The sequence below is a fragment of the Streptomyces sp. Alt3 genome, assembly GCF_030719215.1.
GTDB lineage: Bacteria > Actinomycetota > Actinomycetes > Streptomycetales > Streptomycetaceae > Streptomyces > Streptomyces glycanivorans.
The window spans coordinates 3,476,694-3,503,308 of the sequence record NZ_CP120983.1; the positions used below are offsets into that span (position 1 = coordinate 3,476,694).

Sequence of the window (26,615 nt, forward strand, 5' to 3'; positions counted from 1 at the left end):
GGCCGGCCCGGGCCCGTCACTCCATGCCCCGCTCAGGCCTTCGGCGCGACCTTCGAGAGGCCGTTGATGATGCGGTCCATGGCGTCGCCGCCCGTCGGGTCGGTGAGGTTGGCGAGCATCTTCAGCGTGAACTTCATCAGGACCGGGTGGGTCAGGCCGCGCTGGGTGGCGATCTTCATGACCTTCGGGTTCCCGATCATCTTCACGAACGCGCGGCCCAGCGTGTAGTACCCGCCGTAGGTGTCCTTGAGGATCTTCGGGTAGTGCTGCAGGGCCAGTTCCCGCTGGGCGGGGGTGGCGCGGGCGTGCGCCTGGACGATGACGTCCGCGGCGATCTGGCCCGACTCCATGGCGTACGCGATGCCTTCGCCGTTGAACGGGTTGACGAGCCCGCCCGCGTCACCGACGAGCAGCAGGCCCTTGGTGTAGTGCGGCTGCCGGTTGAACGCCATGGGGAGCGCGGCCCCGCGGATCGGCGTCGTCATGTTCTCCGGGGTGTAGCCCCAGTCCTCCGGCATCGAGGCGCACCAAGCCTTGAGCACCTCGCGCCAGTCGAGCTCCTTGAAGGCGGAGGAGGAGTTGAGGATGCCGAGGCCGACGTTGGACGTGCCGTCGCCCATGCCGAAGATCCAGCCGTAGCCCGGCAGCAGCCGGTCCTCGGCGCCGCGGCGGTCCCACAGCTCCAGCCAGGACTCCAGGTAGTCGTCGTCGTGGCGGGGAGAGGTGAAGTACGTGCGGACCGCGACACCCATCGGGCGGTCCTCCCGGCGGTGCAGGCCCATGTTGAGGGACAGCCGGGTGGAGTTGCCGTCGGCCGCGACGACGAGCGGGGCGTGGAAGGTGACCGGGGTCTTCTCCTCGCCGAGCTTGGCGTGGACACCGGTGATGCGGCCGGTGCGCTCGTCCTTGACCGGTTCCCCGACGTTGCAGCGCTCGTACAGCCGTGCGCCGGCCTTCTGGGCCTGGCGGGCCAGCTGCTCGTCGAAGTCGTCGCGCTTGCGGACCAGACCGTAGTCCGGGTACGAGGCGAGATCCGGCCAGTCGAGCTGGAGGCGGACGCCGCCGCCGATGATGCGCAGGCCCTTGTTGCGCAGCCAGCCGGCCTCTTCTGAGATGTCGATGCCCATGGAGACGAGCTGCTTGGTGGCGCGCGGGGTGAGACCGTCGCCGCAGACCTTCTCACGCGGGAAGGCCGTCTTCTCCAGGAGGAGGACGTCGAGTCCGGCCTTCGCGAGGTAGTACGCGGTCGTGGAGCCGGCTGGGCCCGCTCCGACGACGATCACGTCCGCGCTGTGTTCGGAGAGGGGCTCGGTCACGGTCGGATCTCCCGAAGACTCGAATTCGCGTGCCGCGCGGCACATGTCGCGTGCAGTCTATGGGTGCCTGCTGATCAACCTTCCGAAGGGCTCCCCGATGACGCACGTGCCTGACTCGACCCCGTCCGTACATCTGCGTGTCCCCACCGACGAGGACGCCCTGGCCTGGTACCGGGTGTTCGACGATCCGGAGGTGATGGAGTTCCACGGCGGCCGCAGGGCGGAGTACTCCGTGTACGAGGAGTTGACCGCCCGCCAGCGCCGGCACGACGCGGAGCTCGGCCACTGCCTGTGGACGGTGCTGGACGACACCGGCCAGGTGCTCGGTTTCACGGGCGCCCAGCCGTGGCCGCACACGTCGTTCGGGCCGGTGGGTGAGATCGAGATCGGCTGGCGGCTGGGCCGGGCCTCCTGGGGGCACGGTTACGCGACCGCCGCCGCGCGCGTCACGCTGGAGCGGATGAGGGCGCTCGGGATACGGGAGGTCGTGGCGATGATCAACACGCGGAACGCCCGCTCGGTGGCGGTGGCGGTACGTCTCGGAATGCGGCAGGCCGAGACGTACACGAGCCCGGTGTCGAAGCAGGAGGCGTACTGCTTCCGGCTGGAGCTCTGAGCCCCGCGGCGGTCAGGCGCGTACGCCCCGGTGGAGTGCCACGACTCCGCCGGTGAGGTTGCGCCAGGCCACGTCCGACCAGCCGGCCTTCTGCAGCAGCGTCGCCAGGCCGGCCTGGTCGGGCCAGGCGCGGATCGACTCGGCGAGGTAGACGTAGGCGTCCGGGTTGGACGACACCGCCCGCGCCACCGGCGGCAGCGCCCGCATCAAATACTCGGTGTAGACGGTCCGGAAGGGTGTCCACGTCGGCTGGGAGAACTCGCAGATCACGACCCGCCCGCCGCGCCTGGTGACCCGGTACAGCTCGCTCAGCGCGGCGCCGGTGTCCTGGATGTTGCGCAGCCCGAAGGAGATCGTGACCGCGTCGAAGGTCTCGTCCTTGAACGGGAGCCTCATGCCGTCACCCGCGGTGAACGGCATCCACGGGTGGCGCTCCTTGCCGACCCTGAGCATCCCGATCGAGAAGTCGCAGGGCACCACGTAGGCACCGGCCCGGGCGAAGGGCTGCGAGGAGGTGGCCGTCCCGGCGGCGAGGTCGAGGATCTTCTGCGCCGGGCGCGCGTCGACGGCCCGGGCGACCTCCTTGCGCCACAGCCGCGCCTGTCCGAGCGACAGCACGTCGTTGGTGAGGTCGTAGTTCGCCGCCACGTCGTCGAACATCGAGGCGACTTCGTGCGGCTGCTTGTCCAGGGATGCTCGGGTCACCCTCCCATTCAAGCAGCCCGGCCTCCGGTGCCTCGCGGCGGCGTGGACCGGGTCAGGCGTTTTCCTCGCGGTCGGGGCGTCGCACCGTGCGAGCGGGGTCCTTCGCACCGTGCGGGAAGGGCGTCGCGCCGTGCGGGCGGGGCCCGGTCGCACCCTGGGACCGGCGTCCCGGGCCCGGCGGATGCGGCGCCCACACAGGTCATCCGCGTTTTCGGGAACAGCACCGCCTTGATCATCGTCTCACCGGACGAGGGAAAGGGGATTCCGCGCCGGTGACCCACAGCAACTCCCGGACGACGGACGGGAGAGCGGGCTGCCGGCCCCACGCGGAACGCGGACGGGCACCGGGTGCCCGAGAAGCAGGTCAGCGTGCGGGGCGGATGATCCTTCCGTCCCGGGCGGTCACACCGAGACCACGGACATTCACCACAGCATGCACAGTGACGAGATTCATCGAACACGGAACGCGAGCCGCAGCGGCCGGAGGGCCGGGGCACCCGCGCCGGGAACGCTGCGCTCGGGCAAAGGGCCCCGGAGGCGGGCCGCCGGCCGCCTGACGCGAATACGGCGACGGCGTGCGGGCCTCACCGGGGCGGTCCTCGCGGCCGTCGCCGTGGCGGCGTTCCTCCACGTCTCCCCGCCGTGGCAGGACGGGAACGCCGACGCCGCCACCGCTGCCGCTGCCGGGCGGGATCGGTCCGGGGCCGTCCCGTCCCCGGCCACGCCCTCGGCACAGGCGCCGGCGAGTCCGGAGGCCGCGAAGTCCGCCGGGAGCTCGCCGGACGCCGGAGAGGTCCCGGACGAGGAGGAGTCCGTGGACGCCGGCTCCGTACCCCCCTCGGGCCCCGGCACCTTCACGGTGGCGCGCGAGGGCGTCAGGCCTGGCGGCGGCAGCCGCTACCGCGTCGAGGTGGAGGACGGCATCGGCGTGGACCCGGACCGCGCCGCCGAGGACGTCGCGCGGATACTCTCCGACCCCCGGGGCTGGAGCAAGGGGGGAAGCCGCACCTTCCGCCAGGTCGACGACGGGTCGGCGGGGCTGGTGATCCGGATAGGGACTCCGAGGACCACCGACCGGCTATGCGGGCAGTACGGCCTCGACACCAGGGGCGAGGTGAACTGCCGGGGCGGGAAGAACGTCATGGTCAATCTCGCCCGGTGGCAGCTGGGTTCGCCGACCTTCGACGGGACGGCGTCCGAGTACCGGGCCCTGATCATCAATCACGAGGTGGGGCACTGGCTGGGCCACGGCCATGAGACCTGCCCCGGCGCCGGCAAGCCGGCTCCCGCCATGATGCAGCAGATCAAGGGCCTGAAGGGCTGCGTGTCCAACGCCTGGCCCCATGACGCGAAGGGCCGCTACCTGGGCGGACCGTCCGTACCGTAGGCGGGTCACCGCCGCCGGTACACCAGCCGGCCGCCGAGGACGGTCGCCACGCAGGCCTGGGCGCCCGCCGCGCACAGCGCCGCCTCGTCCGGTACGTCGAAGACCGCGAGGTCGGCACGGCCGCCGACCTCGAGCGGGCCGTGCACGGATCCCGCCAGGTCGCGGCCCCGGGCGAAGGGGTCCAGGTCCGGCTCGCCGGCCTGGGCCCCGGCGGGTGGGACGACCGTCAGGCCCGCGCGGCCCACGGCGGTGCGTACGGCGGGATCGGCGAACCCTCCCGCGACGTGGGTGGTGCCGTGGCGCAGCATGCGCTGGAGCCCGCGGCGTACGCTGCCCGCTCTGCGGGGCTCGTCCATCCGCGCGGCCAGCCGCTCGAAGTCCGCCCCGGTCAGGGGCTCCTCGCCGAGTTCGTCCGCCTCGCGCGGGTCGGGGTGGTAGCAGCGGGTCAGCAGGGGGACGCCGTCCCACTGGCGCAGCCCGGGGGTGAGGACGCCCGGCCACCGCCGGATCCGGGCGGCGGGACGGGCGGCCGTCACCACGTCGTACGGGCCGACGGCCACGACCCGGTCGCCGTCCACCGCGACCGCGCCGTCGTCCACGCCCGCCGAGCCGACCGGGAGGACCAGCGGGGCGGCGTGAACGGTCAGCATGTGCGGCTCAGTTGGCGTCGAGGAGCTTGAGCTCCGGGTGCGCCGTTCCGCCCGCGATCGCCGTGGAGGAGATGTGCGAGACGACGCGCTCGTCGACCGGGTCGTTCGCCGGGTCGTCGTGGACGACGAGGTGCTCGTAGGTCGTGGCGCGCTGGGCGGGGACGCGGCCCGCCTTGCGGATCAGGTCGATGATCTCCAGCCGGTTCGAGCGGTGCCTGGCACCGGCCGAGGAGACGACGTTCTCCTCCAGCATGATCGAACCGAGGTCGTCCGCGCCGTAGTGCAGGGAAAGCTGGCCGACCTCCTTGCCCGTGGTCAGCCAGGAGCCCTGGATGTGGGCGACGTTGTCGAGGAAGAGCCGGGCGATGGCGATCATCCGCAGGTACTCGAAGAGCGTGGCCTGCGTCCGCCCCTTCAGCTTGTTGTTCTCCGGCTGGTAGGTGTACGGGATGAAGGCGCGGAAGCCGCCCGTGCGGTCCTGGACGTCGCGGATCATCCGCAGGTGCTCGATGCGCTCGGCGTTGGTCTCGCCGGTGCCCATCAGCATGGTGGAGGTGGACTCGACGCCCAGACCGTGGGCGATCTCCATGATCTCCAGCCAGCGCTCGCCGGACTCCTTGAGCGGGGCGATCGCCGTGCGCGGCCGGGCGGGCAGCAGTTCGGCGCCCGCGCCGGCGAAGGAGTCGAGACCGGCGGCGTGGATCCGCTCGACGGCCTCCTTCGCGGAGACACCCGAGATGCGGGCCATGTGCTCGATCTCGGAGGCACCCAGCGAGTGGATGACCAGCTGCGGGAACGCCTTCTTGATCGCGGAGAAGTGCTCCTCGTAGTACTCGACGCCGTAGTCCGGGTGGTGGCCGCCCTGGAACATGATCTGGGTGCCGCCCAGCTCGACGGTCTCCGCGCAGCGGCGCAGGATGTCGTCGAGGTCCCGGGACCAGCCCTTGCCGGTGTCCTTGGGCGGTGCGTAGAACGCGCAGAACTTGCAGGCGGTGACGCAGACGTTGGTGTAGTTGATGTTGCGCTCGATGATGTACGTCGCGATGTGCTCCGTACCGGCGTAGCGGCGGCGGCGCACCGCGTCGGCCGCGGCGCCCAGCGCGTGCAGCGGAGCCGACCTGTACAGGTCGAGCGCCTCCTCCGGGGAGATCCGCCCGCCTTCGGCGGCGCGGTCGAGGACGGGCTGAAGGTCGGCCTTCTCGGTCACCGGGCTGTCACCTTTCGGCGGTTTTTCTACGGATCCACGGACCGATCCAGCCTACGCCAGCCCCTGTCGGGGTCAGCCGTCGGACCGGGTGAGCGTCCCCTTCGGGGTGCCCGCGGCCTCCTCGTGGGACTCGTAGCGCAGGGTGTCCTCGGAGGTGAGGGTGAAGTCCAGGTCGGCGTCACCACCGGTGCACATCGCGCCGGTACGGGCGTCCGGGTCTGCGCGTTCCCGGATCTTCAGCTCGGTGGCCGTGCCGGAGACGAGGGTGCCGATCCCCTTGCAGACGACGGTCGTCCCGAGCGCGTCGAAGCGGTACGACAGCCGGACCACCTCCGCGCCCTTCTTCCCCTCGACGAACACGGCGGTGACCGTGCCGTGCGGCGCGCCGCTGCGTTCGGTCGCGGAGCCCTTCCAGGTGCCGGCGAACGTCCTGGGCACCGCGCTCACCGCGCCGGACCCCGGGGAGGCGGCCGTCGGAGACGGTTTCCCGGAGTCCGCCGGGTCCCGCGTGCCGGTGGCCGGCGGCGCCCCGGCGGCGTCGTTGCCGTGGTCGTCGTCCCCGCTCCCGCCCGTGATCAGGTCCCCCAGCGTCGCGACGCCGACGGTCACCACCGCGAGCGCCCCGGCGACGGCCAGCGCGACGGTGCAGCTGATCCGTCGCCCCCGGCGCGTGCCGGACCGCGGGCCGGCGTCCATGGTGACGGCGACACGGGAGCCGCCCGGGCCGCGCTCCCCCGCCGTGTCCGCGGTGGCCGGCGGTCCGGCCGGCGGGGGCGGCAGCGGCGGGCCGAAGGCTCCGGGCGGCGCGCTCCCCAGCGAGGGGCTGCTGAACGGCACGGGCCCGGACCGCACCGGTGCTTCCTGGGGCTCCAGGTCCAGCAGGGCCACCGCCGACCGGCTGACCTCGCGGACCAGCGGGCCCGGCAGCCAGCCCGGCGCCACCAGCGCCGCCGCGCCGCCGGGCGCGAGCGTGCGGGCGAGTTCGGCGGGGGCGGGCCGGTCCGCGGGGTCCTTGGCGAGGCACCCGGCGACCAGCTCACGCAGTTCGCCCTCCAGGTCCCCGAGTTCGGGCTCCTCGTGCACCACCTTGTAGAGGAGTACGGCGGACGAGTCGCCGGGGAAGGGCGCGGTGCCCGTCGCCGCGTAGGCGAGGACGGCCCCGAGGGAGAAGACGTCGGCCGCGCCGGAGATGTCCAGGCCGCGGATCTGTTCCGGGGCCATGTAGCCGGGCGAACCGACGGATACGCCGGTGGAGGTGAGGGAGACGGTGGCGCCCAGTGCCCGGGCGATGCCGAAGTCGATCAGCCGGGGCCCGTCAAGGGCGAGCAGGACGTTGGAGGGCTTCACGTCCCGGTGGATGAGGCCGTGCGCGTGCACGGCGTCGAGTGCCTCGCCGAGGCCTGCCCCCAGGGCCCGTACCGCGTACTCGGGCAGTGGACCGTAACGGGTCACGGCGTCGGAGAGCGGGGGCCCCGCGACGTATCCGGTCGCCACCCAGGGCACGGCCGCTTCGGGGTCGGCGTCCAGGACCGGGGCCGTCCACCGCGCGCCGAGGCGCCGGGCGGCGTCCACCTCGCGCCGGAACCGCGCGCGGAACTGCTCGTCCAGGGCGAAGTGGGGGTGCACGACCTTGACCGCGACGGTGCGTCCGCCCGTGCTGCGGCCCAGGTAGACCCGGCCCATGCCGCCGGCGCCGAGTCTGCCGAGCAACCGGTAGGCGCCGATGGTGTGTGGTTCGCCGGCTTCCAGCGGCTGCATACGGTCTCCCCCTGTGGACCCCGGGACTCGGACGGCAGCCTAGGCCGCCGAGGTCGCACGGTCACGAAGACCCCTTCTGCCGATATCGCCCCTATGGGCACGAAGCAGGGATTTCGCCACACGGAAAGGCGCGAATACGTCGTTCGTCCGCGCCGACGGTGGTTCACCGGAGAGAAACCGGAAGGCGTTCCACGGGGCATCCGCTATTCGCCCGGCCGCCCCCGAAGAGGTGTATGGGGGATACGCCGAGAGGGATGCGGAGAGGACCCCGTGACAGAACTCCGACATTCGCACCCTTTCAAGGGAACGGAATGCCGGAGTCCCGCGTCAGGGGTAAAGCGCGGCGCGGAGAAGCAGGGCCCGGGATGGTGCAGGATTCATCTTTCTTCCGGCACCCATTCCCGTCCCTCCCCTCCCCCACGTCGGTTCACGGACCGCGGCGCCCCGGGCACCGCCGGCGGTCAGCCGCCGAGCAGTTCCACCTTCACGTCGGCCGGGAACCCGGTCGTGGGGCCGGTCCGCCGGGCGAACTCGCGCACCCCGGCCAGCTGGTCGGGGCCGAAGCGGAAGTCCAGCGTGGTGAAGTACCGCTCCAGCACCTCGGCGTCGAAGGACTCCCAGCGCGCCGCCTGTTCGGCCACCTTGGTGACCTCCTCCAGAGAGAGGTCGCGGGAGGCCAGGAACGCCTCGTGGACCTTCTCGACGTAGTCGGGGTGCGAGGCCAGATAGTCCTTGCGCGCCGCCCAGACCGCGAAGACGAACGGCAGCCCCGTCCACTCCTTCCACATCTCACCCAGGTCATGGACCTGCAGCCCCAGGCGGGGCGCGTCGTGCAGGTTCGCCCGCAGCGCGGCATCACCGATGAGGACGGCCGCGTCGGCCTCCTGCATCATCAGGCCGAGGTCCGGCGGGCAGGTGTAGTAATCGGGGGCGACGCCGAAGCGCTCGGCGAGCAGCAGCTGAGCAAGCCGCACGGAGGTGCGCGACGTTGAGCCGAGAGCCACCCGGGCCCCGTCCAGCTGCTCCAGGGGGAGCTGGGACACGATCACGCACGACATGACGGGGCCGTCGCAGCCGACGGCGATGTCGGGCAGTGCGACCAGGTCGTCGGCGTTGCGCAGGTACTCGACCAGGGTGACGGGACCGATGTCGAGGTCCCCCCTGACCAGCTGCTCGCTGAGTCTCTCAGGGGTGTCCTTCGAGAGCTCCAGATCGAGCAGGGTCCCGGTCCGTGCCAGGCCCCAGTAGAGGGGAAGGCAGTTCAGGAACTGGATGTGGCCGACGCGCGGCCTGCTGCGACGGTCGTCGCCTTCTGCGGGAGAGACGGTTGAATTGTCCACATCGCGAGGCTAGACCTGTCCCTCCCGGCCGACATCATCGGGGCGTCCGAGTGCCCCACGACCGCCTTGTCCGTCAGCTCTCCGGGGGCCCAATCAAACATCCGGGTGAAGTGATCTTTCCCTCTACCGCTCCCCACAGACTGCGTGCTAGGCTCGCCCGCAAGTTGCAGTTTGGTTTCCCTTGCAGTACAGAGCCTGCGGAGCATGTAACCCGCAGGCTTTTGTAGTTTTCAGACTTGTTTGCAGGTTCTGGAGCAGGGCAACCCTTTGGCCCAAGGAGGGCTTATGGCTACCGGAACCGTCAAGTGGTTCAACGCTGAAAAGGGCTTCGGCTTCATCGCCCAGGACGGCGGCGGCCCGGATGTCTTCGTCCACTACTCCGCGATCAACGCGTCCGGGTTCCGCTCCCTCGAGGAGAACCAGGTCGTGAACTTCGACGTCACTCAGGGACCCAAGGGTCCGCAGGCTGAGAACGTCACCCCGGCCTAGTTGCCCGGGTCGGCCGATCGCGGCCGAGTGAGCAGTACCCAAGGAGCCCCGCTCCCCGTCTCGGCGGAGGAGCGGGGCTCCTGCCTTTCCCGGACACCGGGCGCGGGACCGCGGAACGCGGGACGACGGAACGCGGGACGACGGAAGCCCGGTCGCGGATCGCGGGACGACGGGGTGCTTGACCTTCACATCGTGTGAGGCCGTGCAGTGGGAGCCATCATGTTCACCATCGGAGACTTCGCCCGGCACGGGCGGGTGTCGGCCCGCATGCTGCGCCACTACGACGCCATCGGCCTGCTGCGCCCGGACCGCACCGACCCCGCCACCGGCTACCGCTACTACGGCGCCGCCCAGCTCGCCCGCCTCAACCGCGTCATCGCGCTCAAGGACCTCGGCTTCACGCTCCAACAGGTGCGGGCCGTCGTCGACGAACGGGTCGACGCGGACGAGCTGCGCGGAATGCTGCGGCTGCGCCGGGCGGAGCTGGAGGCGGCGATGGCCGCCGCGGCGGCCCGGCTGACCCAGGTCGAGGCGAGGCTCCGGTCCATCGAGAGCGAGGGACGCATGCCCGAGAACGACGTCCAGATCAAGCAGGTCCCGGCGGTGCGGGTCGCGGAGGTGACCTCCATGGCCCCGGGGTACCAGCCCCAGGACATCACCCCGGTCATCGGACCGCTGTACGAGAGGCTGTTCCCGCTGCTCGCCGCGGCGGGCGTCCGCCCCACCGGTCCGGGCATCGCCCGGTACGAGGACGGTCCGGACGGCGACGGAGCGGTCGTCGTCCACGCCGGCGTGACCGTCGAGGCCCCCGCCGGCCCGCTCGGCGACACGGGCGTCACCGTCGTCGAACTCCCCGCCTTCGAGGCGGCGACCATCGTGCACCGGGGCTCCATGGACCACGTTCTGGCGACCGAGCAGACCCTGGCCCGCTGGATCGACGACCACGGACGACGCCCGGCCGGATACTCCCGGGAGGTCTCCCTGGAGTGCCCGGAGGACCGCGAGGCGTGGGTCACCGAACTCCAGCTGCCCCTCGTCGGCTGACCTGACATCACCCTCCGTACGGGCCCTCGTCCCTCGTTCTTGTCGAGGGCCTGTGCAGAGCGTCACCCGATACTGACGAGCCCGCCCATGACAAGGCAGACTGTTGACCGCGATACCAACGGTATGAAGCAGAGCGGGATCAGCAGCACCGGCGGGGCGAGCAGGACAGGGGGGCATCATGGACCGCGACAACGGACCCGGCGTGCGCGTTCCGGAGCAACGGACGCCGCGGGAGCAAGCGGCCGGCACCGAACTGCGCTTCACCGTGCTCGGCCCGGTACGCGTCTGGCGCGGCGGCGAGGCACTCCCCTCGGGCTCTCCACAGCAACGCGCTCTGCTTGCAGCCCTGTTGCTGCGCTACGGCCGCACGGCCACCGCCGCCGAGCTCATCGACGCCCTCTGGGGTGACGAGCCGCCGTCCCAGGCCCTGGCCACGGTGCGTACGTACGCGTCCAGGCTCCGCAAGACCCTGGGGCAGGACACCCTGGTCAGCGAGGCGGGAGGCTACGCCGTCCGGATCCCGCGCGAGACACTCGACCTGACGCTGGCTCAGGACCTGGCCTCGGAGGCGGAGAAGGCGCGCGGCGGCGGGGACCGCGGCCAGGCCCGCGCGCTGATCAACAAGCTGCTCGGCCTCTGGGACGGCGAAGCCCTCGCCTCACTCCCCGGCCCGTACGCCGAGAACCAGCGCGCCGGCCTGGAGGAGTGGCGCCTCCAGCTCACCGAGACCCGGCTGGACCTCGACCTGGAGGTCGGCTGCCACGCGGAGGCGGTCTCCGAACTGACCGCGCTCACCGCCGCGCAGCCGCTGCGCGAGCGCCTGCGCGAACTGCTGATGGTGGCCCTGTACCGCAGCGGCCGGCAGGCCGAGGCACTCGCGGTGTACGCCGACACCCGCCGTCTGCTCGCGCAGGAACTGGGCGTCGACCCGCGCCCCGAACTGTCCCAGCTGCAGCAGCGGATCCTACGGGCGGACGAGGAGCTGGCCCGTCCGGCCGACGAGCCCGCCCCCGCCGCCGTGCCGGTCCGGCCGGCCCAGCTTCCCGCGACCGTGCCGGACTTCACGGGCCGCGCCTCGTTCGTGCGCGAGCTGGGCGACCGGCTGGTGACCGCCGAGGGGTCCGTCATGGCGGTCTCCGCACTGGCCGGCATCGGCGGCGTCGGCAAGACGACCCTCGCGGTCCACATCGCGCACCGGGCACGCCCGCACTTCCCTGACGGCCAGCTGTACGTCGACCTCCAGGGCGCGGGCGCCACGGCCGCCGAACCCGAGACCGTCCTCGGCGCGTTCCTGCGCGCACTGGGCACCGCCGACTCCGCGATCCCGGACTCCCTGGACGAACGGGCCGCGCTCTACCGCTCCGTCCTCGACGGCCGCCGCATCCTCGTCCTGCTCGACAACGCCCACGACGCGGCCCAGATCCGGCCCCTGCTGCCCGGTACGGAGGGTTGCGCCGCCCTGGTCACGAGCCGGGTCCGCATGGTCGGCCTGGCCGGCGCGCACCTCGTGGACCTGGACGTGATGTCGCCCGAGGAGGCCCTGCAGCTCTTCACCCGTATCGTCGGCGACGAACGCGTCCGCGCGGAGCGCGAGGCGGCCCTGGACGTGGTGGCGGCGTGCGGCTTCCTGCCGCTGGCCATCCGTATCGCCGCGTCCCGGCTGGCCGCCCGCCGGACCTGGACGGTCTCGGTGCTGGCCGCGAAGCTCGCCGACGAACGCCGCCGCCTCGACGAACTCCAGGCCGGCGACCTCGCGGTGAAGGCCACCTTCGAGCTCGGCTACGGCCAACTGGAACCGGCCCAGGCCCGCGCCTTCCGCCTCCTGGGCCTGGCGGACGGCCCGGACGTCTCCCTCGCGGCGGCCGCCGCCCTGCTGAACCTGGACCCCCACACGGCGGAGGACCTCCTGGAGTCGCTGGTCGACACCAGCCTCCTGGAGTCGGCGGCCCCGGGCCGCTACCGCTACCACGACCTGGTGCGCCTCTACGCGCGTGCATGCGCGGAACGGGACGAACAGCCGCCGGTGGAGCGGGAGCTGGCGCTCTCGCGACTGCTGGACTTCTACCTGGCCACGGCGGCGGGGGTGTACGCGCTGGAGCGGCCGGGGGACCGGCTCGCGGACCACCGGGAACCCACGCAGTACGCCGGCCTCGCCTTCGCCGACCGTCACGACGCACAGGACTGGCTCTACACCGAGGCCAACTCGCTTCTCGCATGCGTGCGTCAGTCCTCGGGCCGGGGCACGCTCCGCCGCGCGGTCGATCTGCTCTGGGCCGCCAAGGACCTGGCGGAGTCCGGCGCCAACTCGAAGCAGTACGAGGCGGCGGCGACCGCCGTGCGTGATCTGGCGCACGAGATGGGCGACGACCGGGCGGAGGGACGTGCCCTCACCACCCTCACCAATGTGCGGCTGGTGGCGGGACGGTTCGACCTGGCCGAGCGGGATGCCCAGCGGGCCATGGTGCTCGCACGGGCGGCCGACGATCCGCTGCCGAACTGCTGGGCGCCCAACGACCTCGGGATCATCGCGCTCTACCAGAACCGCCACTCCGACGGGGAGACGTACCTGGAGCAGGCCATCGCGAACTTCCGGGCCGACGAGAACCGCCCCGGTGAGGCCAGCGCCCTGTGCAACCTCTCCCGGATCCATCTCGCGATGGGGCGTACATCGAGCGCCGTGACCCTGGCCCAGCAGGGCATCGACATCTACGACGGCCTGGGCCACGCCCTGCGCGGCGCCAACGGCCGGTACGCACTTGGGCTGGCCCTCACCCAGCGGGGACATCTCTCGGACGCCGCGGAGCGGCTCGGCGAAGCCCTGGCGGTCTTCCGCGACAGCAGGCAACGTCTCTGGGAGGGCATGACGATCTTCCGCCTGGCCGAGGTCGACCTCGCCGCACGGGCTCCGGCGCAGGCGGCCGCGAAGGCGGAGAAGGCACTCGCCGTCCTGCGCGGGATAGGCGGGGAGTGGCGGAGGGGCAACGTGCTCATGGTGCTCGGCAGGGCTCTGCGGGACGTGGGCCAGGCGGGCCGGGCCCACGTCTGCTGGCACGAAGCCCTGGCCATATACGAAGGGCTGGGTTCGCCCGAGGCTGCGGAGGTACGCGCTCTGCTCAGCCCCGCGGCCGCCGCCTGAGCCGTCACGGGAGGCGTTCATCGTTCGTTTATCGCGACCCGGCATTCTCTCCCTTGTCGAACCGTCGCGTCGGGGGGCAGACGGTCCGGCATACGCCGCAGGGATATGTTGAGCGGCCATGAAGGCCCGCCCGGGGACCCACGGGGGAGTTGCCGGGCGGGCCCGCCGAACGCAGGCAGCAATTCAGGGAGCTGACACGATGACCGATGCCAAGAAGAAGCCCGTCGACGCCAAGCCGCTCGACAACCACGCCACCGGCGAAGAGCTGACGACGCTGGACAACCACGCCACCGGCGGCGGCATCACCACCCTGGGCGACAACCACGCCACGGGCGGCGAGGCCAAGCTGCTCGACAACCACGCCACCGGCGAGCCGGCAGACCAGATCTGATCCGACGGGGGGAGCGGCCGCGGCGGCGCGGAGGGGGAGCCGTCGCGGCCGCTGCACGTCCGCGCACCACGCGAGCAGGGCCCGAGCCTTCCGGCTCGGGCCCTGCTCGTTGCCGCGGCTGTCAGTAGCGCAGCTCCGCCGTGACCAGGCAGCGCTTCACGCGGGAGACGGAGCGCGGGCTGTCCATCCGGACGGCGACGATCCTGGACTCGCCCCCGTCGACCTCGACGTCGGTCTCGCCCGTGTCGACGGTCAGGCCCTTGGCGTCGACGAAGGTCACGTCGACCTCGTACACGTGCGTGCCCGTCGCGGTCGAGCTGACCTCGATCGACGAGGAGGTGTTCGCCTTGCGCTTGCCCTTCTTGGGCTGGGCGCAGCGGACGACGCGCAGGCCGGGGGCCTCCGACGCGGTCGCGCCGGGCGTGGCCGACTCGTACGTGGAGCCGCCGGACGAGCTCGACGAGCTGTCGTAGTCGTCATCGTCGTCGTAGTCGCGGTAACCGTTGTTGCTCTTCTTGGAGCTGGAGCAGCCACCGCCGGAACTGCCGCTGCTGCGGCTCTTCCCGCTCTTGCCGCTCTTACCGCCGTGACTGGACGTCGAGAACCCGGTGAGCGCGAGCACCACCACGACCAGGACCGCCGCGAACCTCATCCGTCGCCGCACCATCGATGCAGCCCCCCTAGCTGTTGCCGGCTTCTTCGGCCGTCGCACGGCCGCGCGACACCGTAACGCACAGCATTCCGTCCACTCCCCCATGATGCGGTCATGACCCTGTCACGGTCTTGTCATGGTCTCCGATGGCAGGAGAATGCGGCCGGGCGTAGCGTCGGTCCGGGGAGCGGTGCGCACAGCCGTGCGCCTTGACGGGAGGCTGTCGATGATCCGCAACGTCCTCGGTTCCGTCGTCGCCCTCGTGGGAGCGGCGGCAGCGGTGCAGAGCCCCTTCCACAGCTGGTACGACGACCGCCTCGGGCGGGACTACCGCATCCAGGACCTGTTCGACGGGATCACCGGGGTCTCCTCGTCCGTCATGGGCTCGGTCCTGCTGCCGTTCCTGTTCGCCGCGCTGGTGACGATCGTCGGCGTCGTGCTCCGCTCGCGCTGGGTGGTGGCCGTCGCGGGCCTGGTCGTCCTCGGCTTCACCGTGCTGTGGATGGTGCGGGTGGGACAGGCGGCGGGGAGCCTGACCGTCGGCGGCGACGGCTCCGGGCTCCACTGGGGCGTGGCGCAGGCGCTGGCGGGCGGCGTCCTGCTCCTGCTGGGCGCACTGGTGATGTCGGGCCGGCGCGGAGTACGGCGGGGGCGTGCCGCCGAGCCGTATCCCGTGCCGCCGGACGACCGCCCCGGCACCTGGCCTCCGACCCAGGAGCCGGGACCTTCCGCGTACACGTCCCCCGGGCCGGAGCCCGAGGCTGACCCGTACACGGGCCCCGGACGGCACCGGGCGGAGAACCTGGCGGCCCCGGGCGACGAGGACACCGCGGAGTTCCCGGTCCAGGACGGGACCTACCCCGTCCAGGGCGAGCAGCAGGAGCGGGACCGGTACCACCCGCCCCACCCCTGAGCGTCAGGTCCGGGCCCTGCTGCCCGTCCCGGTGCCCTTCAGCGCGTCCAGGGCGTACACGCATCGGTCCTTGCTGCACGCGTACACGACACCCGCCTGCGCCACCGGGGAGCCGGTGATCTCCCCGCCCGTGGCCAGCTTCCAGCGGAGCTGGCCGCCGGCCGCGTCCAGCGTGTAGAGCACGTGGTCCGCCGAACCGAAGTGGACCCGGCCGTCGGCGACCACCGGGGACCCGACCACGTCACCGCCCGCCGCGAAGCGCCACTTGGGGGTGCCGGTCACCGCGTCCAGGGTGTAGAGCGCGCTGCCGCTGCCGACGTGCACGTTGCCCGCCGTGACCAGCACGGGCTCGATGGACTGCCGGGCCTCGGTCGCGATCCGCCACCGGTCCTTGCCGGTCGAGGCGTCCAGGGCGTACACGGTGCCGAGGTAGTCGGCGAGGTACACCCCGCCGCCCGTGACCGCCGGGCCCGGCGCGAAGGCGGGCGGGGACAGGAAGACGGCCGGTGACTCGAAGTGCCAGCGCACCCGGCCCGAGGCCATGTCCACGGCCAGCACCCGGGTACCCGCCGCGACGTACACGGAGCCGTCGGGCGCGGGGGTGACCCGGACCGGGACCCCGCCGCAGGAGGCGGCGTCGCCGACGGGGTACGACCACCGCTCGGTGCCGGTGCGCGCGTCGACGGCCCGGAGCCGGGCGTCCTGCCACAGGAACACCGTGCCGTCATGGATGACGGGACCGGCCTCCGCCGTCTCGAAGTCCGTCTGGAGGCCCGTGGCCTCCCACAGCTTCTCGCCGCCGGACGCCTCCCACGCCTGTACGCCGCCGCCCCGTGTCCCGGTCAGGACCGTGCCCCGGTCGGCCTTGAGGGAGTACACCCAGGCGTCGGTCTGGAGGCGCCACCGCTCTGCGCCCGTCGCCGCGTCCAGCGCGTAGAGGGACGGGCCGTCCGAGGCGTGGATCCGGCCGCCGTCGACGGTCATCGACCAGGCCACGTCGCGGGTCTTGAACTGGCGGCGCCCGTTGCCGACGTCCAGGGCGTGGACCTCGAAGGACGTCACGTACAGCAGGTCGCCGACCACGACAGGGGTCCCCCACACGTCGTTCGACATGCGGAAACGCCACGGCCGCCAGCGTTCCGGGGCGGCTGGTGCCGCGTCCGGGGCCGGTGCCGGGGCGGGCACGGGTGCGGCCGGCAGGGCCGAGGTGTGCCCGCCGGGCGGGCGCACCCAGCCGGTCGCGGGGTCGGCGTGTGCCGCCGCGGGGCCGCGTACGTCCACGGGGCGCGGCCCGGGTCCGATCGGCACCTTGACACCGGGCAGCCGCACGGGGCCGCCGTCGGGGGCGGGCGACGACACCGGCGCGGGGCCGGCGCGGTCCGCAGGTCACCGCCGGCTCGCCACGCCCCGTCCCGGTCGGCACCCGGCGGGGGCCGCTGCGGAGGCGGGGGAACGGCCATCGGAGCGGGCGCCACGGTGACGGCACGGCCACCGCCTCGGCGCTGCTCGATCATGGCGGTCGCGACGGTCGGCAGCCAGGCCGACGCCGTGCCGCTGTCGTCGCTGCCGGAGGCGAACAGGTGCGGGGCCAGCTGGGCCTGCAGGTCCGCCGGGCTCGGCCGCCGGGTCGGGTCCATCTGCATGCAGGACTCGATCAGCGGGCGGAGGTCGTCGGGCAGCCCCTCGGTGTCGGGGCCCTCCCGCAGCAGCATGAACACGGTCTCGACCGGGTTCGCCCCGTGGAAGGGCGCGTGCCCCGTCGCCGCGAAGACCAGGGTCGAACCGAGCGAGAAGATGTCGCTGGCCCCGGTCACGCTGCGCGAGTCGCGCGCCTGCTCCGGTGACATGTAGGCGGGCGTGCCCACCGCCACGTTCGTCATGGTCAGCCGGGTGTTGGAGACCCCGGACGCGATCCCGAAGTCGATCACCCGCGGCCCGTCCTCGACCACGAGGACGTTGGACGGTTTCAGGTCCCGGTGGACGAGGCCCGCGCCGTGGATCGACTGGAGGGCCTCCGCGATGCCGGCGGCCAGCCAGCGCACGGCCTGCGTCGGCATCGGCCCGCACTCACTCACTATCTCCTCGAGGGAGGGCGCGGGTACGTAGGCGGTGGCCAGCCAGGGCACGGCCGCCCTCGGGTCGGCGTCGACCACGGCCGCGGTGTAGAACCCGCTGACCGCACGGGCCGCCTCCACCTCACGCGTGAAGCGGACCCGGAACAGCTGGTCCTCGGCCAGTTCCGTACGGACCGTCTTGATCGCCACCCGTCGGCCCGACGCCGACCTCGCCAGATAGACCAGCCCCATGCCGCCGGCCCCGAGCCGTGCCAGCACCTCGAACGGGCCGATCCGCCTCGGGTCATGCTGCGTCAGCTGCTCCACTTGCCTGCCACCTCCCCGTACGGGCCTCAGGAACAGAAGCCCGCGAATTCCCGCCCTGTGCAGCGTCTCACCAGTGGGCACCACTTGGCGGTGCGCACCCTGATTCTTCCTGTCTCGGGGCCTGGTTGCGAACCCGGGGGCGAGTCGGGGTGTTGTGTGGCACAACATCCCTTTCAGGACAGCCGTGGAACGGCCGTGGGACGGCTACGGCAGCGGTTCCGTCGGCTGGAGCACGGCGAAAGCCGCACCCTGGTCGTCCTGGAGGACCGCCGTCCGTCCGTACGGGCTGTCGAGGGGCGAGGCCGTGATCCGGCCACCGAGACGGGTGGCGGTCTCGACGGCGCGGTCGCGGTCGGCGACGGCGAAGTAGGTCAGGAAGTAGCTGGGCAGCATCTCGGGGAAGGCGTCCGTGATGACGGCGCGCCCGCAGACCGCCGTGTCCTCGCCGGGTTCGGTGCCGGCGGGTGACCAGACGCGGAAGGGCTCCGGCGCCCCCGCGGAGCCGGGCAGCTCGATGTCGGTCCCCCGGAATCCGAGTGCCTCCTCGTAGAAGGCGTCCACGCGCTCGGGCCGGCGGGTGTGGACCTCGGTCCAGCAGAAGGAACCCGGGGCGTTCCGCTTCTCGAAACCGGCACGCTCACCCGCCTGCCAGAGGCCGAAGACCGCGCCGCCGGGGTCGGCAGCCTGGGCGAGGACCCCGGCGGCACCGGCCCGTACCGGGTCGGTGATCACCTGGCCGCCCGCCTTCCGGACCAGGGCGACGGTGGCGAGGATGTCGTCGGTGGAGAAGTAGACGCCCCAGGTCGTGGGCATGCGGCCGTCCTGCTTGGCGGCGAGCGCGGCGACGAGCTCCCCGTCGCTGTACGCGTCGGCGAAGGGCATGCCGTCCCCCGCCCGGAACGTCCAGCCGAAGAGCCCGCCGTAGAAACGCTTGCCGGCCTCCAGGTCCGAGAGCTGCACGTCCACCCAGCACGGCGCGGACTGCGCGAATACGGCCATGGCCCGGGTCCTTCCGTCGCTGTGCGGGCGTGACGGCACCTCGACGACGCCGCGGCTGTGGATCGCGGTGGACCACCACGAGGCCGGCCGTGACGTCCATCACACTCAACGTAGCGTCGGGGGGCCCGGGGCGCGCCCCGAGGGGCCGAATAGAACTTTTGCCCGAATCGTGAAGCCTTCACCCGCCCCATGGACGGAAGTTGTCCACCGAAGTTATCCACAGGCTGTTGATAACAACATCGCACCACGGCACCCCGAGTGAGGCCGTGGAGAAATTCCATAAACCCTCACGGCCGCGCGGAATTACCGCTCGCACACCCTCGGGAATTGCGCTGTCACCCTGTCCGGACTGGGGCGTTCCCCATTTGCAGTCGGTCAGATCGCGCTCGGTTCACCCCTCGGTAAGCTGACGGCATGACAGGACAAGTGCGCACCGTCGACGGCCGCGTGGCTGGTCGGCGAGGTCAGGCGACGCGGCAGAAGCTGCTCGACTGCCTCAGCGAGATGCTCAGCTCCTCGCCGTACCGGGACGTCAAAGTCATCGACGTGGCCCGGAAGGCGGGGACTTCACCCGCGACTTTCTACCAGTATTTCCCCGACGTCGAGGGCGCCGTTCTCGAACTCGCCGAGGAAATGGCCAAGGAAGGCGCCGGACTGACCGAACTGGTCGGCGGCCGCTCCTGGGTCGGCAAGGCCGGCTGGCAGGCCTCCGAAGAACTGGTCGAGGGATTCCTCGACTTCTGGCGGAGGCACGACGCGATCCTCCGTGTCGTCGACCTCGGCGCGGCCGAGGGGGACAAGCGGTTCTACAAGATCCGCATGAAGGTCCTGAACTCCGTCACCAACTCCCTCGCGGACGCGGTCAAGGAGCTCCAGTCCAAGGGCAGGGTGGACAAGGACGTCAGCCCCGGCGCGGTGGCGGGCTCCCTCGTCGTCATGCTCGCGGGGGTCGCCTCGCACCAGAAGGGCTTCACCACCTGGGGCGTGAAGCAGGCCGAACTCCGCCCCAACCTCGCTCTGTTGGTCCACCTGGGCATCACCGGCAAGAAGCCGGTCAGGTAGGCGCCGGCCAGGACACCACCGCACCCGCCGGGCGCCGGACCCCGTCCGGCTCCCCACGTCCTGTCTCACCGACGGCGGACCACCCATGTGGTCCGCCGTCGGCGTTTCCGCACCGGCGCGCAAGGCTGTGGAATGGACCCATGAGCGATGCACAGAAGGACTTCCGCGACCTGCTCCACACCCAGCGCGTCTGGGACGTGCCCCTCCCCCGTTTCGACCCGTCCTCCGCTCCCGCCGCCCCTCTGCCCCTCTTCCACGCCTGGTTCGCCGAGGCGGTGGCCGCCGGGCAGACGGAGCCGCACACCATGACCCTGGCTACCGCGGACGCCGAGGGCCGGCCCGACGTGCGCACGCTGATGCTGCACGACGCGGACGAGCGCGGCTGGCACTTCGCCACGCACGCCACCAGCACGAAGGGCCGCCAGCTCGCCGCACGCCCGTACGCGGCGCTCGGCTTCTACTGGCCCGCCCAGGGCCGTCAGGTAAGGGTGCGGGGCGCCGTCGCCCCCGCCGGCCGCGAGGAGAGCCGCGCCGATCTGCGCGCCAGGTCCACCGGCGCGCTGGCTGCCGCGCTGACCGGGTCGCAGAGCGAGGTGCTGCCCTCGCGGGAGGAGCTCGTACGGGCCTCCGAGGCGGCCTGGGACCGCGCGCGCTCGGAGCCGGACGCCGAGGCGGAGACCTGGACGCGTTACGTGGTCGAGCCCCGGGAGGTGGAGTTCTTCCAGGGCGACGGCCAGCGCCGGCACGTGCGGCTGCGGTACCGCCGTGACGGTGCGGCCTGGACCCGCGAGCTCCTCTGGCCCTGAAGCGGTACTTATACGGTTTTTGCATGGAAGGGGCACTATGGGAGTCAGGTGAGCTCTTGGAGGCACCCATGGCACGAACCCGTTCCCGTTACGCCCCCGACCGCGGTCTGACCACCCGCATGGTGAGCACGATGTTCTTCATCGGACTGCTGTACGTGGTCCTCGTGGGCGTGCTGCTGGCCGTCCTGCGCGGCGCCTGGCCCGTCATCCTGATCCTGACGGGCGGGATGTTCGTCGCCCAGTTCTGGTTCAGCGACCGCATCGCGGCGTACGGCATGGGCGCCCGGGAGGTCACCCCGCAGGAGGCGCCGGAGCTGCACGGGGCGATCGACCGGATCTGCGCCCTCGCCGACATGCCGAAACCCCGGGTGGCCGTCGCGCGCAGCGACGTACCGAACGCCTTCGCGACCGGCCGCAGCGAGCGGACGGCCCTGGTCTGCGCCACGACGGGTCTGCTGCGCAGACTGGAGCCCGAGGAGCTCGAAGGCGTCCTCGCCCACGAGATGTCCCACGTCGCGCACCGCGACGTCGCCGTGATGACGATCGCGTCGTTCCTCGGGGTCCTCGCCGGCATCGTCACCCGGGTCGCCCTGTGGGGCGGCTTCGCCCGCAACAGCCGGGGCAACGACCCCGCGGGCATCATCATCATGCTCATCCCGCTGATCAGCGCGGTCGTGTACGCCCTCAGCTTCCTGCTGACCCGGCTGCTCTCCCGCTACCGGGAGCTCTCGGCCGACCGCACGGCCGCCCTGCTCACCGGCCGCCCCTCGGCGCTCGCCTCCGCCCTCACCAAGGTGAGCGGGCAGATGGCCAGGATCCCGACGGAGGACCTGCGGAAGGCGGAGCCGTACAACGCCTTCTACTTCGTGCCCGCCTTCGCCTCCAAGGAGAGCCTGGGCCGGCTGCTCTCCTCCCACCCGACCCTCGAACAGCGTCTGGACCAGCTGGCCCGTATCTCCGCCGACCTGTCGCACCCGTGAGGAGCCTCCGTGGGCCTGCTCGACAGCATCCTGGGGCGCAGCAAACCCGTCCGCCCCGACCTCGACCAGCTCTTCGCGGTCCCCTCCGCGGCGCTGACCCTCCAGGCCAGCACCGGTTTCGCACCGACCGGGGTCGGCTCCGTGTGCTTCGCGGGGGTGGAGGGCGGCACGTTCGCCCGTATCCAGGAGGACGTACGGGAACTGCTCGACGCGGACACGGGGCGTGGAGGGATCCCCGTCGGGTTCAGCCGGGACTCCTACGGCTACACCTGGCTGCTCGCCCGCCAGGAGACCGGGGCCGACGGCACGGCCGCCCTGGTCAACGACCTGCACGCGGTCAACACCCTGCTTCAGGACGGCGGCTTCGGCCCGCACCTGCTCTGCTCGTTGATCGGGTTCCGGGACCCGGAGGGTCGCTCGCTGGCCCTCGTCTACCTCTACAAGCGGGGCACGTTCTACCCGTTCGCCCCGGCCCCCGGCGGCGGGGAGAGGCGCGACAACCAACTGGAGCTCCAGGTGCGGGCCGTGCTCGGCGACGACCTCCGGGTGGAGGGCGACCTGTCGCGCTGGTTCCCGGTCTGGGGCGCTCCTGGCCTCTGAACGGGGCGCGCTCCGCGGGCCCGTGATCATTTCGCAACCGATTCCGGTCCGGACCGGAACCCATCATGTTCATGTCCTATTACGCTCCGAAGCATGCCCGAAAGCACCCATGTCCCCGGTGACGCCCCGCCCGCCTCCATCGACCGCACCGACGGCCGGCCGGTCTACGTGATCGGCGGCGGCCCCGGTGGTCTCGCCGCCGCCGCGGCCCTGCGGGAGCAGGGCGTACGCGCGGTGGTGCTGGAGAAGTCCGGCCGCGTCGGGTCGTCCTGGCGGGGTCATTACGACCGGCTGCACCTCCACACGATCCGGCGCTGGTCCGCCCTGCCGGGGCTGGCGATGCCCCGCCGGTTCGGGCGCTGGGTGTCGCGCGACGACATGGTGCGCTACCTGGAGAAGTACGCCGAGCACCACGAGCTGGAGGTGGTGACGGGCGTCGAGGTCTCCCGGATCGACCGGAGCGACGACGGCACGGGCTGGCAGCTGAGCGCGACCGGCGGCCGGGTGCTGACCGGCCGGGCCGTGGTGGTGGCCACCGGCTTCAACCACACCCCGCGGATCCCCGCGTGGACGGGCAGCGAGGACTTCACCGGCGAGCTGCTGCACGCCGCGGAGTACCGCTCCCCGGCCCCGTACGCGGGCAGGGACGTCCTGGTCGTCGGCATCGGCAACACCGGCGCGGAGATCGCCGTGGACCTGGTCGAGGGCGGGGCTTCCCGGGTGCGGATCGCGGTCCGCACGGTCCCGCACATCGTGCGGCGCTCGACGGCCGGCTGGCCCGCCCAGGCGACCGCCGTCCTGGTGCGCAGGCTCCCGGTCCGGCTCGTCGACCGGGCGGGCAGCCTGATGTGCCGTGTCTCCGTCCCCGACCTGGCGGCGCAGGGTCTTCCCCGCCCCGGCACGGGCCTGTACTCCCGGGTCAAGGAGGGCGCGATCCCCGTCCAGGACGTCGGGCTGATCGACGCGGTGAGGAGTGGCACGGTGGTTCCCGTGGCGACGGTGGGGTCGTTCGACGGGGACGCGGTGGTGCTGGCCGACGGCACACGGATCACCCCGGACGCGGTGATCGCGGCGACCGGCTACGAACGTGCCCTGGAGGGGCTGGTCGGCCATCTCGGCGTGCTGGACCCGAGGGGCCGTCCCGTGGTGCACGGCGCCCGCACCCCGGACGGGGCTCCGGGCCTGTACTTCACCGGCTTCACCAACCCGATCAGCGGGATGCTCCGCGAGATGGCCCTGGACGCCCGGAGGATAGCCGCCCGCGTCGCGAAGGAGGGCTGAGCCGGCCGGTCCCTCAGACCGCCGGCATCGCGTCTCCGGCACGTGCGCGGCGGATCATCAGGGCCATCAGCGCGGCCATGGCGCACAGGGCGCCCGAGGCGTACCAGACCACGTCGTACGAGCCGGTCACGTCCCGGGCCACCCCGCCGAGGAACGCCACGAGGGCCGCCCCCACCTGGTGCGAGGCCAGGACCCAGCCGAAGACGATCGCGCTGTCCTCGCCGTACTGCTCGCGGCACAGGGCCAGGGTCGGCGGGACGGTGGCGACCCAGTCCAGGCCGTAGAAGACGATGAAGAAGACCATCGGCGGGTGCACCGCCGGGCCCATCAGCATCGGCAGGAACAGCAACGAGACGCCCCGCAGCGCGTAGTAGACGGCCAGCAGCCTGCGGGCGTCGAAGCGGTCCGTGAGCCAGCCGCTGAAGATCGTCCCGATGATGTCGAATACACCGATGACCGCCAGCAGGGAGGCCGCGGCCGTGATCTCCATGCCGTGGTCGTGGGCCGAGGGGACGAAGTGGGTGCGGATCAGGCCGTTCGTGGAGGCGCCGCAGATGGCGAACGAGCCCGCGAGCAGCCAGAACGGACCCGTGCGGGCCGCGCCGAACAGGACGCGCAGGGTGCGGGCCGCGGCCCCCGTCGCGGGCGCCGGCTTCTCCACGTAGGTGCCGCCGTAGGGGGCGATACCCACGTCGGCCGGATGGTCGCGCATGAGGAGCCAGACGAAGGGGATGACGACGAGGGCGGCCAGGGCGACCGTCACGGAGGCGGGCCGCCATCCGTGCCGGTCGACGATCCAGGCGCACAGCGGCAGGAAGACCAGCTGGCCGGAGGCACCCGCCGCGGTCAGGATCCCGGTGACAAGTCCGCGGCGGGCCACGAACCAGCGGTTGGTGACGGTCGCCGAGAAGGCCATCGCCATCGAACCGGTGCCCAGCCCGACGAGCAGGCCCCAGTAGAGCATCAGCTGCCAGGACGCGGTCATCCACACGCTCGCCAGCGCCCCGGTCGCGACCGTGCCGAGCGCGACGACCACGACCCGGCGGATACCGAACCGGTCCATCAGCGCGGCGGCGAACGGGGCGGTCAGCCCGTACAGCGCCATGTCGAGGGAGACGGCGAGGCCGATCTCGCCGCGTGACCATCCGAACTCCGTGTGGAGGGGGTCGATCAGGAGGCCGGGCAGAGAGTTGAAGGCCGCTCCGCCGATGATCGTCACGAAGGTGACGGCAGCGACGATCCACGCGCGGTGGATCAGCGGACGGGAGCGGCGGCGAGGCGCGTCCTCGATCGCCGTGCTGTCGGTTGTCAGGTTCACGCGCTCAGCATCGGCCCGGCGGAGCACCCCGGACGAGTGGCCGGAAGGACACCCTTCGCAGGGATCGGGCCAGTGGATCGGCCGGTGGATCGGGCCGGAGGGTCAGGCCCGCGCCGGCCGTCGCCCGGACGGCAGCCGGCTGTGGACGGCCCAGGCCAGGGCGGCTCCCACCGCGTACCAGAACAGGTCCGGCGCGTTGAACGTCGATCCGAGCACCAGCCGCGCCACCGCGCTCTGCCGGGAGAGTTCGGCCGGTACGCCCGTGAGCTGGGCCAGTTCCACCGCCCAGCTGAAGGCCAGCGCGACGGCAGCGGCCGTCGGCGGCCGTACCCGGGGCACCAGGAGGACCACCAGGGCGTGGATCAGGACGGTGTAGAAGGCGTCACCCGCGTACTTCGCCACATCCCCGCCCGCCACCGAGCGGACACCGAGACCCGCGGCAACGGTCAGGAGAGCCGCCGCAGCGGCGGCCGCCCGGACGACGGCCGCCCCGGGGACGGAAGCGCGTGCGGCCGGTGTTTTCCTCATGACCGGTACGTTTATCAGGACGCAGGCGGTTACGCCCAATCCGCGGAAGAGCAGGAGTCCGGATGCGCCACCGTGTGGTCGTTCTCGCGCTCGACGGAGTACTCCCCTTCGAACTGGGCATCCCCCAGAGGATCTTCGGCCGGTCGATGGGCACCGAGCCGAACGGCCGGGGCGAGAAGCTCTACGACGTGGTGACCTGCTCCGTGCGCCCGCCGGGTCCCGTCCGCACCGACGCCGACTTCAGCATCATGGTCGAGCACGGCCCGGAGGTACTCGCCACGGCCGACACCGTCGTCGTCCCGGCCTCGTACGGACTCGGTCCCGTGTACGAGGAGGGCCGGCTGACCACCGAACTGGCCGCCGCGTTCACGCACGTCGGACCGGGGACCCGCATCGTGTCCATCTGCACGGGCAGCTACGTCCTCGCGGCGGCGGGGTATCTCGACGGGCGTCCCGCCACCACGCACTGGTCCTCCGCCGATCACTTCCAGCGGCTCTTCCCGAAGGTCCGCGTCGATCCGGACGTCCTGTTCGTCGACGACGGGGACGTCCTGACCTCGGCCGGGGTGGCCGCCGGGATCGATCTCTGCCTGCACATCGTGCGCCGTGACCACGGCACCGCCGTCGCCAACGACGTCGCCCGCCGTACGGTCGTCCCCCCGCACCGCGACGGCGGCCAGGCACAGTTCATCCGGCGCCCGATGCCGGAGGCGGGGCTCGCCACGACGACGGCCGCACGCGCCTGGGCGCTCGGGCGACTCGAACAACCGATTCTGCTGCGTGACATGGCACTGCGGGAGTCGATGAGCGTACGCACCTTCACCCGGCGCTTCCGTGAGGAGGTGGGCCTCAGCCCGGGGCAGTGGCTCGCCCAGCAGCGCGTCGAGCGGGCACGGCATCTGCTGGAGTCCACCGACCTGTCGATCGACCGCGTGGCACGGGACGCGGGCTTCGGCACGGCCACCTCCCTGCGCCAGCATGTGCAGGCCGCGCTGGGGGTGTCGCCCACGGTCTACCGGCGGACGTTCCGGTCGGCGTCCGCAGGGCTCTGAGGGC

23 protein-coding genes and 1 pseudogene are annotated in these 26,615 nt (G+C 72.2%); 13 read left to right on the forward strand and 11 right to left on the reverse strand.

What is annotated here, in order from left to right; all coding sequences use genetic code 11:
- Positions 1-32: 32 nt before the first annotated feature.
- Positions 33-1,316 carry a geranylgeranyl reductase family protein gene (locus tag P8A20_RS14985; RefSeq protein WP_147958977.1) on the reverse strand — a complete coding sequence of 428 codons (1,284 nt, stop codon included), beginning with the start codon at positions 1,314-1,316 and terminating at the stop codon, positions 33-35.
- A 97-nt stretch (positions 1,317-1,413) separates the two neighbouring features.
- On the opposite strand from P8A20_RS14985, the gene P8A20_RS14990 reads away from it, so the two are divergent.
- On the forward strand, positions 1,414-1,932 hold the full coding sequence (locus tag P8A20_RS14990; protein ID WP_306103646.1) for a GNAT family N-acetyltransferase: 519 nt from the start codon (positions 1,414-1,416) through the stop codon (positions 1,930-1,932).
- A 12-nt stretch (positions 1,933-1,944) separates the two neighbouring features.
- Here the strand turns inward: P8A20_RS14990 and P8A20_RS14995 are convergent, their stop codons facing one another.
- The gene (locus tag P8A20_RS14995) at positions 1,945-2,637 is read right to left on the reverse strand and encodes a demethylmenaquinone methyltransferase (protein WP_147958975.1); all 693 of its coding nucleotides are present in this window, start codon (positions 2,635-2,637) and stop codon (positions 1,945-1,947) included.
- Between the two features lie 433 nt (positions 2,638-3,070).
- Between P8A20_RS14995 and P8A20_RS15000 the strand changes: the two genes are divergently transcribed.
- Positions 3,071-4,024 (forward strand): DUF3152 domain-containing protein, encoded by a 954-nt coding sequence (locus tag P8A20_RS15000; protein ID WP_147958974.1) that lies wholly within the window; start codon positions 3,071-3,073, stop codon positions 4,022-4,024.
- Between the two features lie 5 nt (positions 4,025-4,029).
- Here P8A20_RS15000 and P8A20_RS15005 read toward each other — a convergent pair whose 3' ends face one another.
- The 4 genes from P8A20_RS15005 to P8A20_RS15020 all read right to left on the reverse strand — a co-directional run bounded on the left by P8A20_RS15005 (position 4,030) and on the right by P8A20_RS15020 (position 8,979).
- Complete coding sequence (locus P8A20_RS15005) at positions 4,030-4,674, reverse strand: imidazolonepropionase-like domain-containing protein (protein ID WP_147958973.1); 645 nt, start codon at positions 4,672-4,674, stop codon at positions 4,030-4,032.
- 7 nt (positions 4,675-4,681) lie between these two features.
- Positions 4,682-5,881, reverse strand: a complete 1,200-nt coding sequence (gene mqnC / locus P8A20_RS15010; protein ID WP_147958972.1) for a cyclic dehypoxanthinyl futalosine synthase — start codon at positions 5,879-5,881, stop codon at positions 4,682-4,684.
- A 72-nt stretch (positions 5,882-5,953) separates the two neighbouring features.
- Entirely contained in the window at positions 5,954-7,639 is a 1,686-nt protein-coding gene (locus tag P8A20_RS15015; RefSeq protein ID WP_306103647.1) for a serine/threonine-protein kinase, read from the reverse strand.
- A 461-nt stretch (positions 7,640-8,100) separates the two neighbouring features.
- Positions 8,101-8,979, reverse strand: coding sequence for a menaquinone biosynthetic enzyme MqnA/MqnD family protein (locus tag P8A20_RS15020; RefSeq protein ID WP_147958970.1), 879 nt, complete (start codon positions 8,977-8,979; stop codon positions 8,101-8,103).
- 285 nt (positions 8,980-9,264) lie between these two features.
- Between P8A20_RS15020 and P8A20_RS15025 the strand changes: the two genes are divergently transcribed.
- The 4 genes from P8A20_RS15025 to P8A20_RS15040 all read left to right on the forward strand — a co-directional run bounded on the left by P8A20_RS15025 (position 9,265) and on the right by P8A20_RS15040 (position 14,039).
- On the forward strand, positions 9,265-9,468 hold the full coding sequence (locus tag P8A20_RS15025) for a cold-shock protein (RefSeq protein ID WP_003967102.1): 204 nt from the start codon (positions 9,265-9,267) through the stop codon (positions 9,466-9,468).
- A gap of 219 nt (positions 9,469-9,687) precedes the next feature.
- Positions 9,688-10,512, forward strand: a complete 825-nt coding sequence (locus P8A20_RS15030; RefSeq protein WP_147958969.1) for a MerR family transcriptional regulator — start codon at positions 9,688-9,690, stop codon at positions 10,510-10,512.
- 178 nt (positions 10,513-10,690) lie between these two features.
- Entirely contained in the window at positions 10,691-13,648 is a 2,958-nt protein-coding gene (gene afsR, locus P8A20_RS15035; RefSeq protein WP_306103648.1) for an SARP-family global regulator AfsR, read from the forward strand.
- A gap of 199 nt (positions 13,649-13,847) precedes the next feature.
- Positions 13,848-14,039: a hypothetical protein gene (locus P8A20_RS15040; protein ID WP_147958968.1), complete on the forward strand. Its 192-nt coding sequence runs from the start codon at positions 13,848-13,850 to the stop codon at positions 14,037-14,039.
- 121 nt (positions 14,040-14,160) lie between these two features.
- Here P8A20_RS15040 and P8A20_RS15045 read toward each other — a convergent pair whose 3' ends face one another.
- Positions 14,161-14,706, reverse strand: a complete 546-nt coding sequence (locus P8A20_RS15045; RefSeq protein WP_147958967.1) for a hypothetical protein — start codon at positions 14,704-14,706, stop codon at positions 14,161-14,163.
- Positions 14,707-14,917: 211 nt separating this feature from the next.
- Between P8A20_RS15045 and P8A20_RS15050 the strand changes: the two genes are divergently transcribed.
- The gene (locus tag P8A20_RS15050; protein WP_306103649.1) at positions 14,918-15,604 is read left to right on the forward strand and encodes a hypothetical protein; all 687 of its coding nucleotides are present in this window, start codon (positions 14,918-14,920) and stop codon (positions 15,602-15,604) included.
- A gap of 3 nt (positions 15,605-15,607) precedes the next feature.
- Here P8A20_RS15050 and afsK read toward each other — a convergent pair.
- A pseudogene (gene afsK, locus P8A20_RS15055) lies at positions 15,608-17,985 on the reverse strand (protein serine/threonine kinase AfsK).
- Positions 17,986-18,189: 204 nt separating this feature from the next.
- Complete coding sequence (locus P8A20_RS15060; protein WP_147963913.1) at positions 18,190-18,984, reverse strand: VOC family protein; 795 nt, start codon at positions 18,982-18,984, stop codon at positions 18,190-18,192.
- Between the two features lie 414 nt (positions 18,985-19,398).
- On the opposite strand from P8A20_RS15060, the gene P8A20_RS15065 reads away from it, so the two are divergent.
- From P8A20_RS15065 to P8A20_RS15085, 5 genes are all read left to right on the forward strand, one after another.
- Positions 19,399-20,046: a TetR family transcriptional regulator gene (locus P8A20_RS15065; RefSeq protein WP_147963914.1), complete on the forward strand. Its 648-nt coding sequence runs from the start codon at positions 19,399-19,401 to the stop codon at positions 20,044-20,046.
- A 140-nt stretch (positions 20,047-20,186) separates the two neighbouring features.
- Positions 20,187-20,852: a pyridoxine/pyridoxamine 5'-phosphate oxidase gene (locus P8A20_RS15070; protein ID WP_306103650.1), complete on the forward strand. Its 666-nt coding sequence runs from the start codon at positions 20,187-20,189 to the stop codon at positions 20,850-20,852.
- A 68-nt stretch (positions 20,853-20,920) separates the two neighbouring features.
- Positions 20,921-21,832, forward strand: a complete 912-nt coding sequence (gene htpX / locus P8A20_RS15075) for a zinc metalloprotease HtpX (protein ID WP_147963916.1) — start codon at positions 20,921-20,923, stop codon at positions 21,830-21,832.
- Positions 21,833-21,841: 9 nt separating this feature from the next.
- Positions 21,842-22,432, forward strand: a complete 591-nt coding sequence (gene pspAB, locus P8A20_RS15080) for a PspA-associated protein PspAB (protein ID WP_306103651.1) — start codon at positions 21,842-21,844, stop codon at positions 22,430-22,432.
- Between the two features lie 93 nt (positions 22,433-22,525).
- Complete coding sequence (locus P8A20_RS15085; RefSeq protein ID WP_147963918.1) at positions 22,526-23,713, forward strand: flavin-containing monooxygenase; 1,188 nt, start codon at positions 22,526-22,528, stop codon at positions 23,711-23,713.
- Between the two features lie 13 nt (positions 23,714-23,726).
- Here P8A20_RS15085 and P8A20_RS15090 read toward each other — a convergent pair whose 3' ends face one another.
- Together P8A20_RS15090 and P8A20_RS15095 are read right to left on the reverse strand one after the other, a co-directional pair.
- The gene (locus P8A20_RS15090; protein ID WP_147963919.1) at positions 23,727-25,031 is read right to left on the reverse strand and encodes an MFS transporter; all 1,305 of its coding nucleotides are present in this window, start codon (positions 25,029-25,031) and stop codon (positions 23,727-23,729) included.
- Positions 25,032-25,133: 102 nt separating this feature from the next.
- Positions 25,134-25,559, reverse strand: coding sequence for a ribosomal maturation YjgA family protein (locus tag P8A20_RS15095; protein ID WP_147963920.1), 426 nt, complete (start codon positions 25,557-25,559; stop codon positions 25,134-25,136).
- A 62-nt stretch (positions 25,560-25,621) separates the two neighbouring features.
- Here P8A20_RS15095 and P8A20_RS15100 point away from each other — a divergent pair, with 62 nt between their 5' ends.
- Positions 25,622-26,611 carry a GlxA family transcriptional regulator gene (locus P8A20_RS15100; RefSeq protein WP_147963921.1) on the forward strand — a complete coding sequence of 330 codons (990 nt, stop codon included), beginning with the start codon at positions 25,622-25,624 and terminating at the stop codon, positions 26,609-26,611.
- The last annotated feature ends 4 nt before the right edge of the window (positions 26,612-26,615 follow it).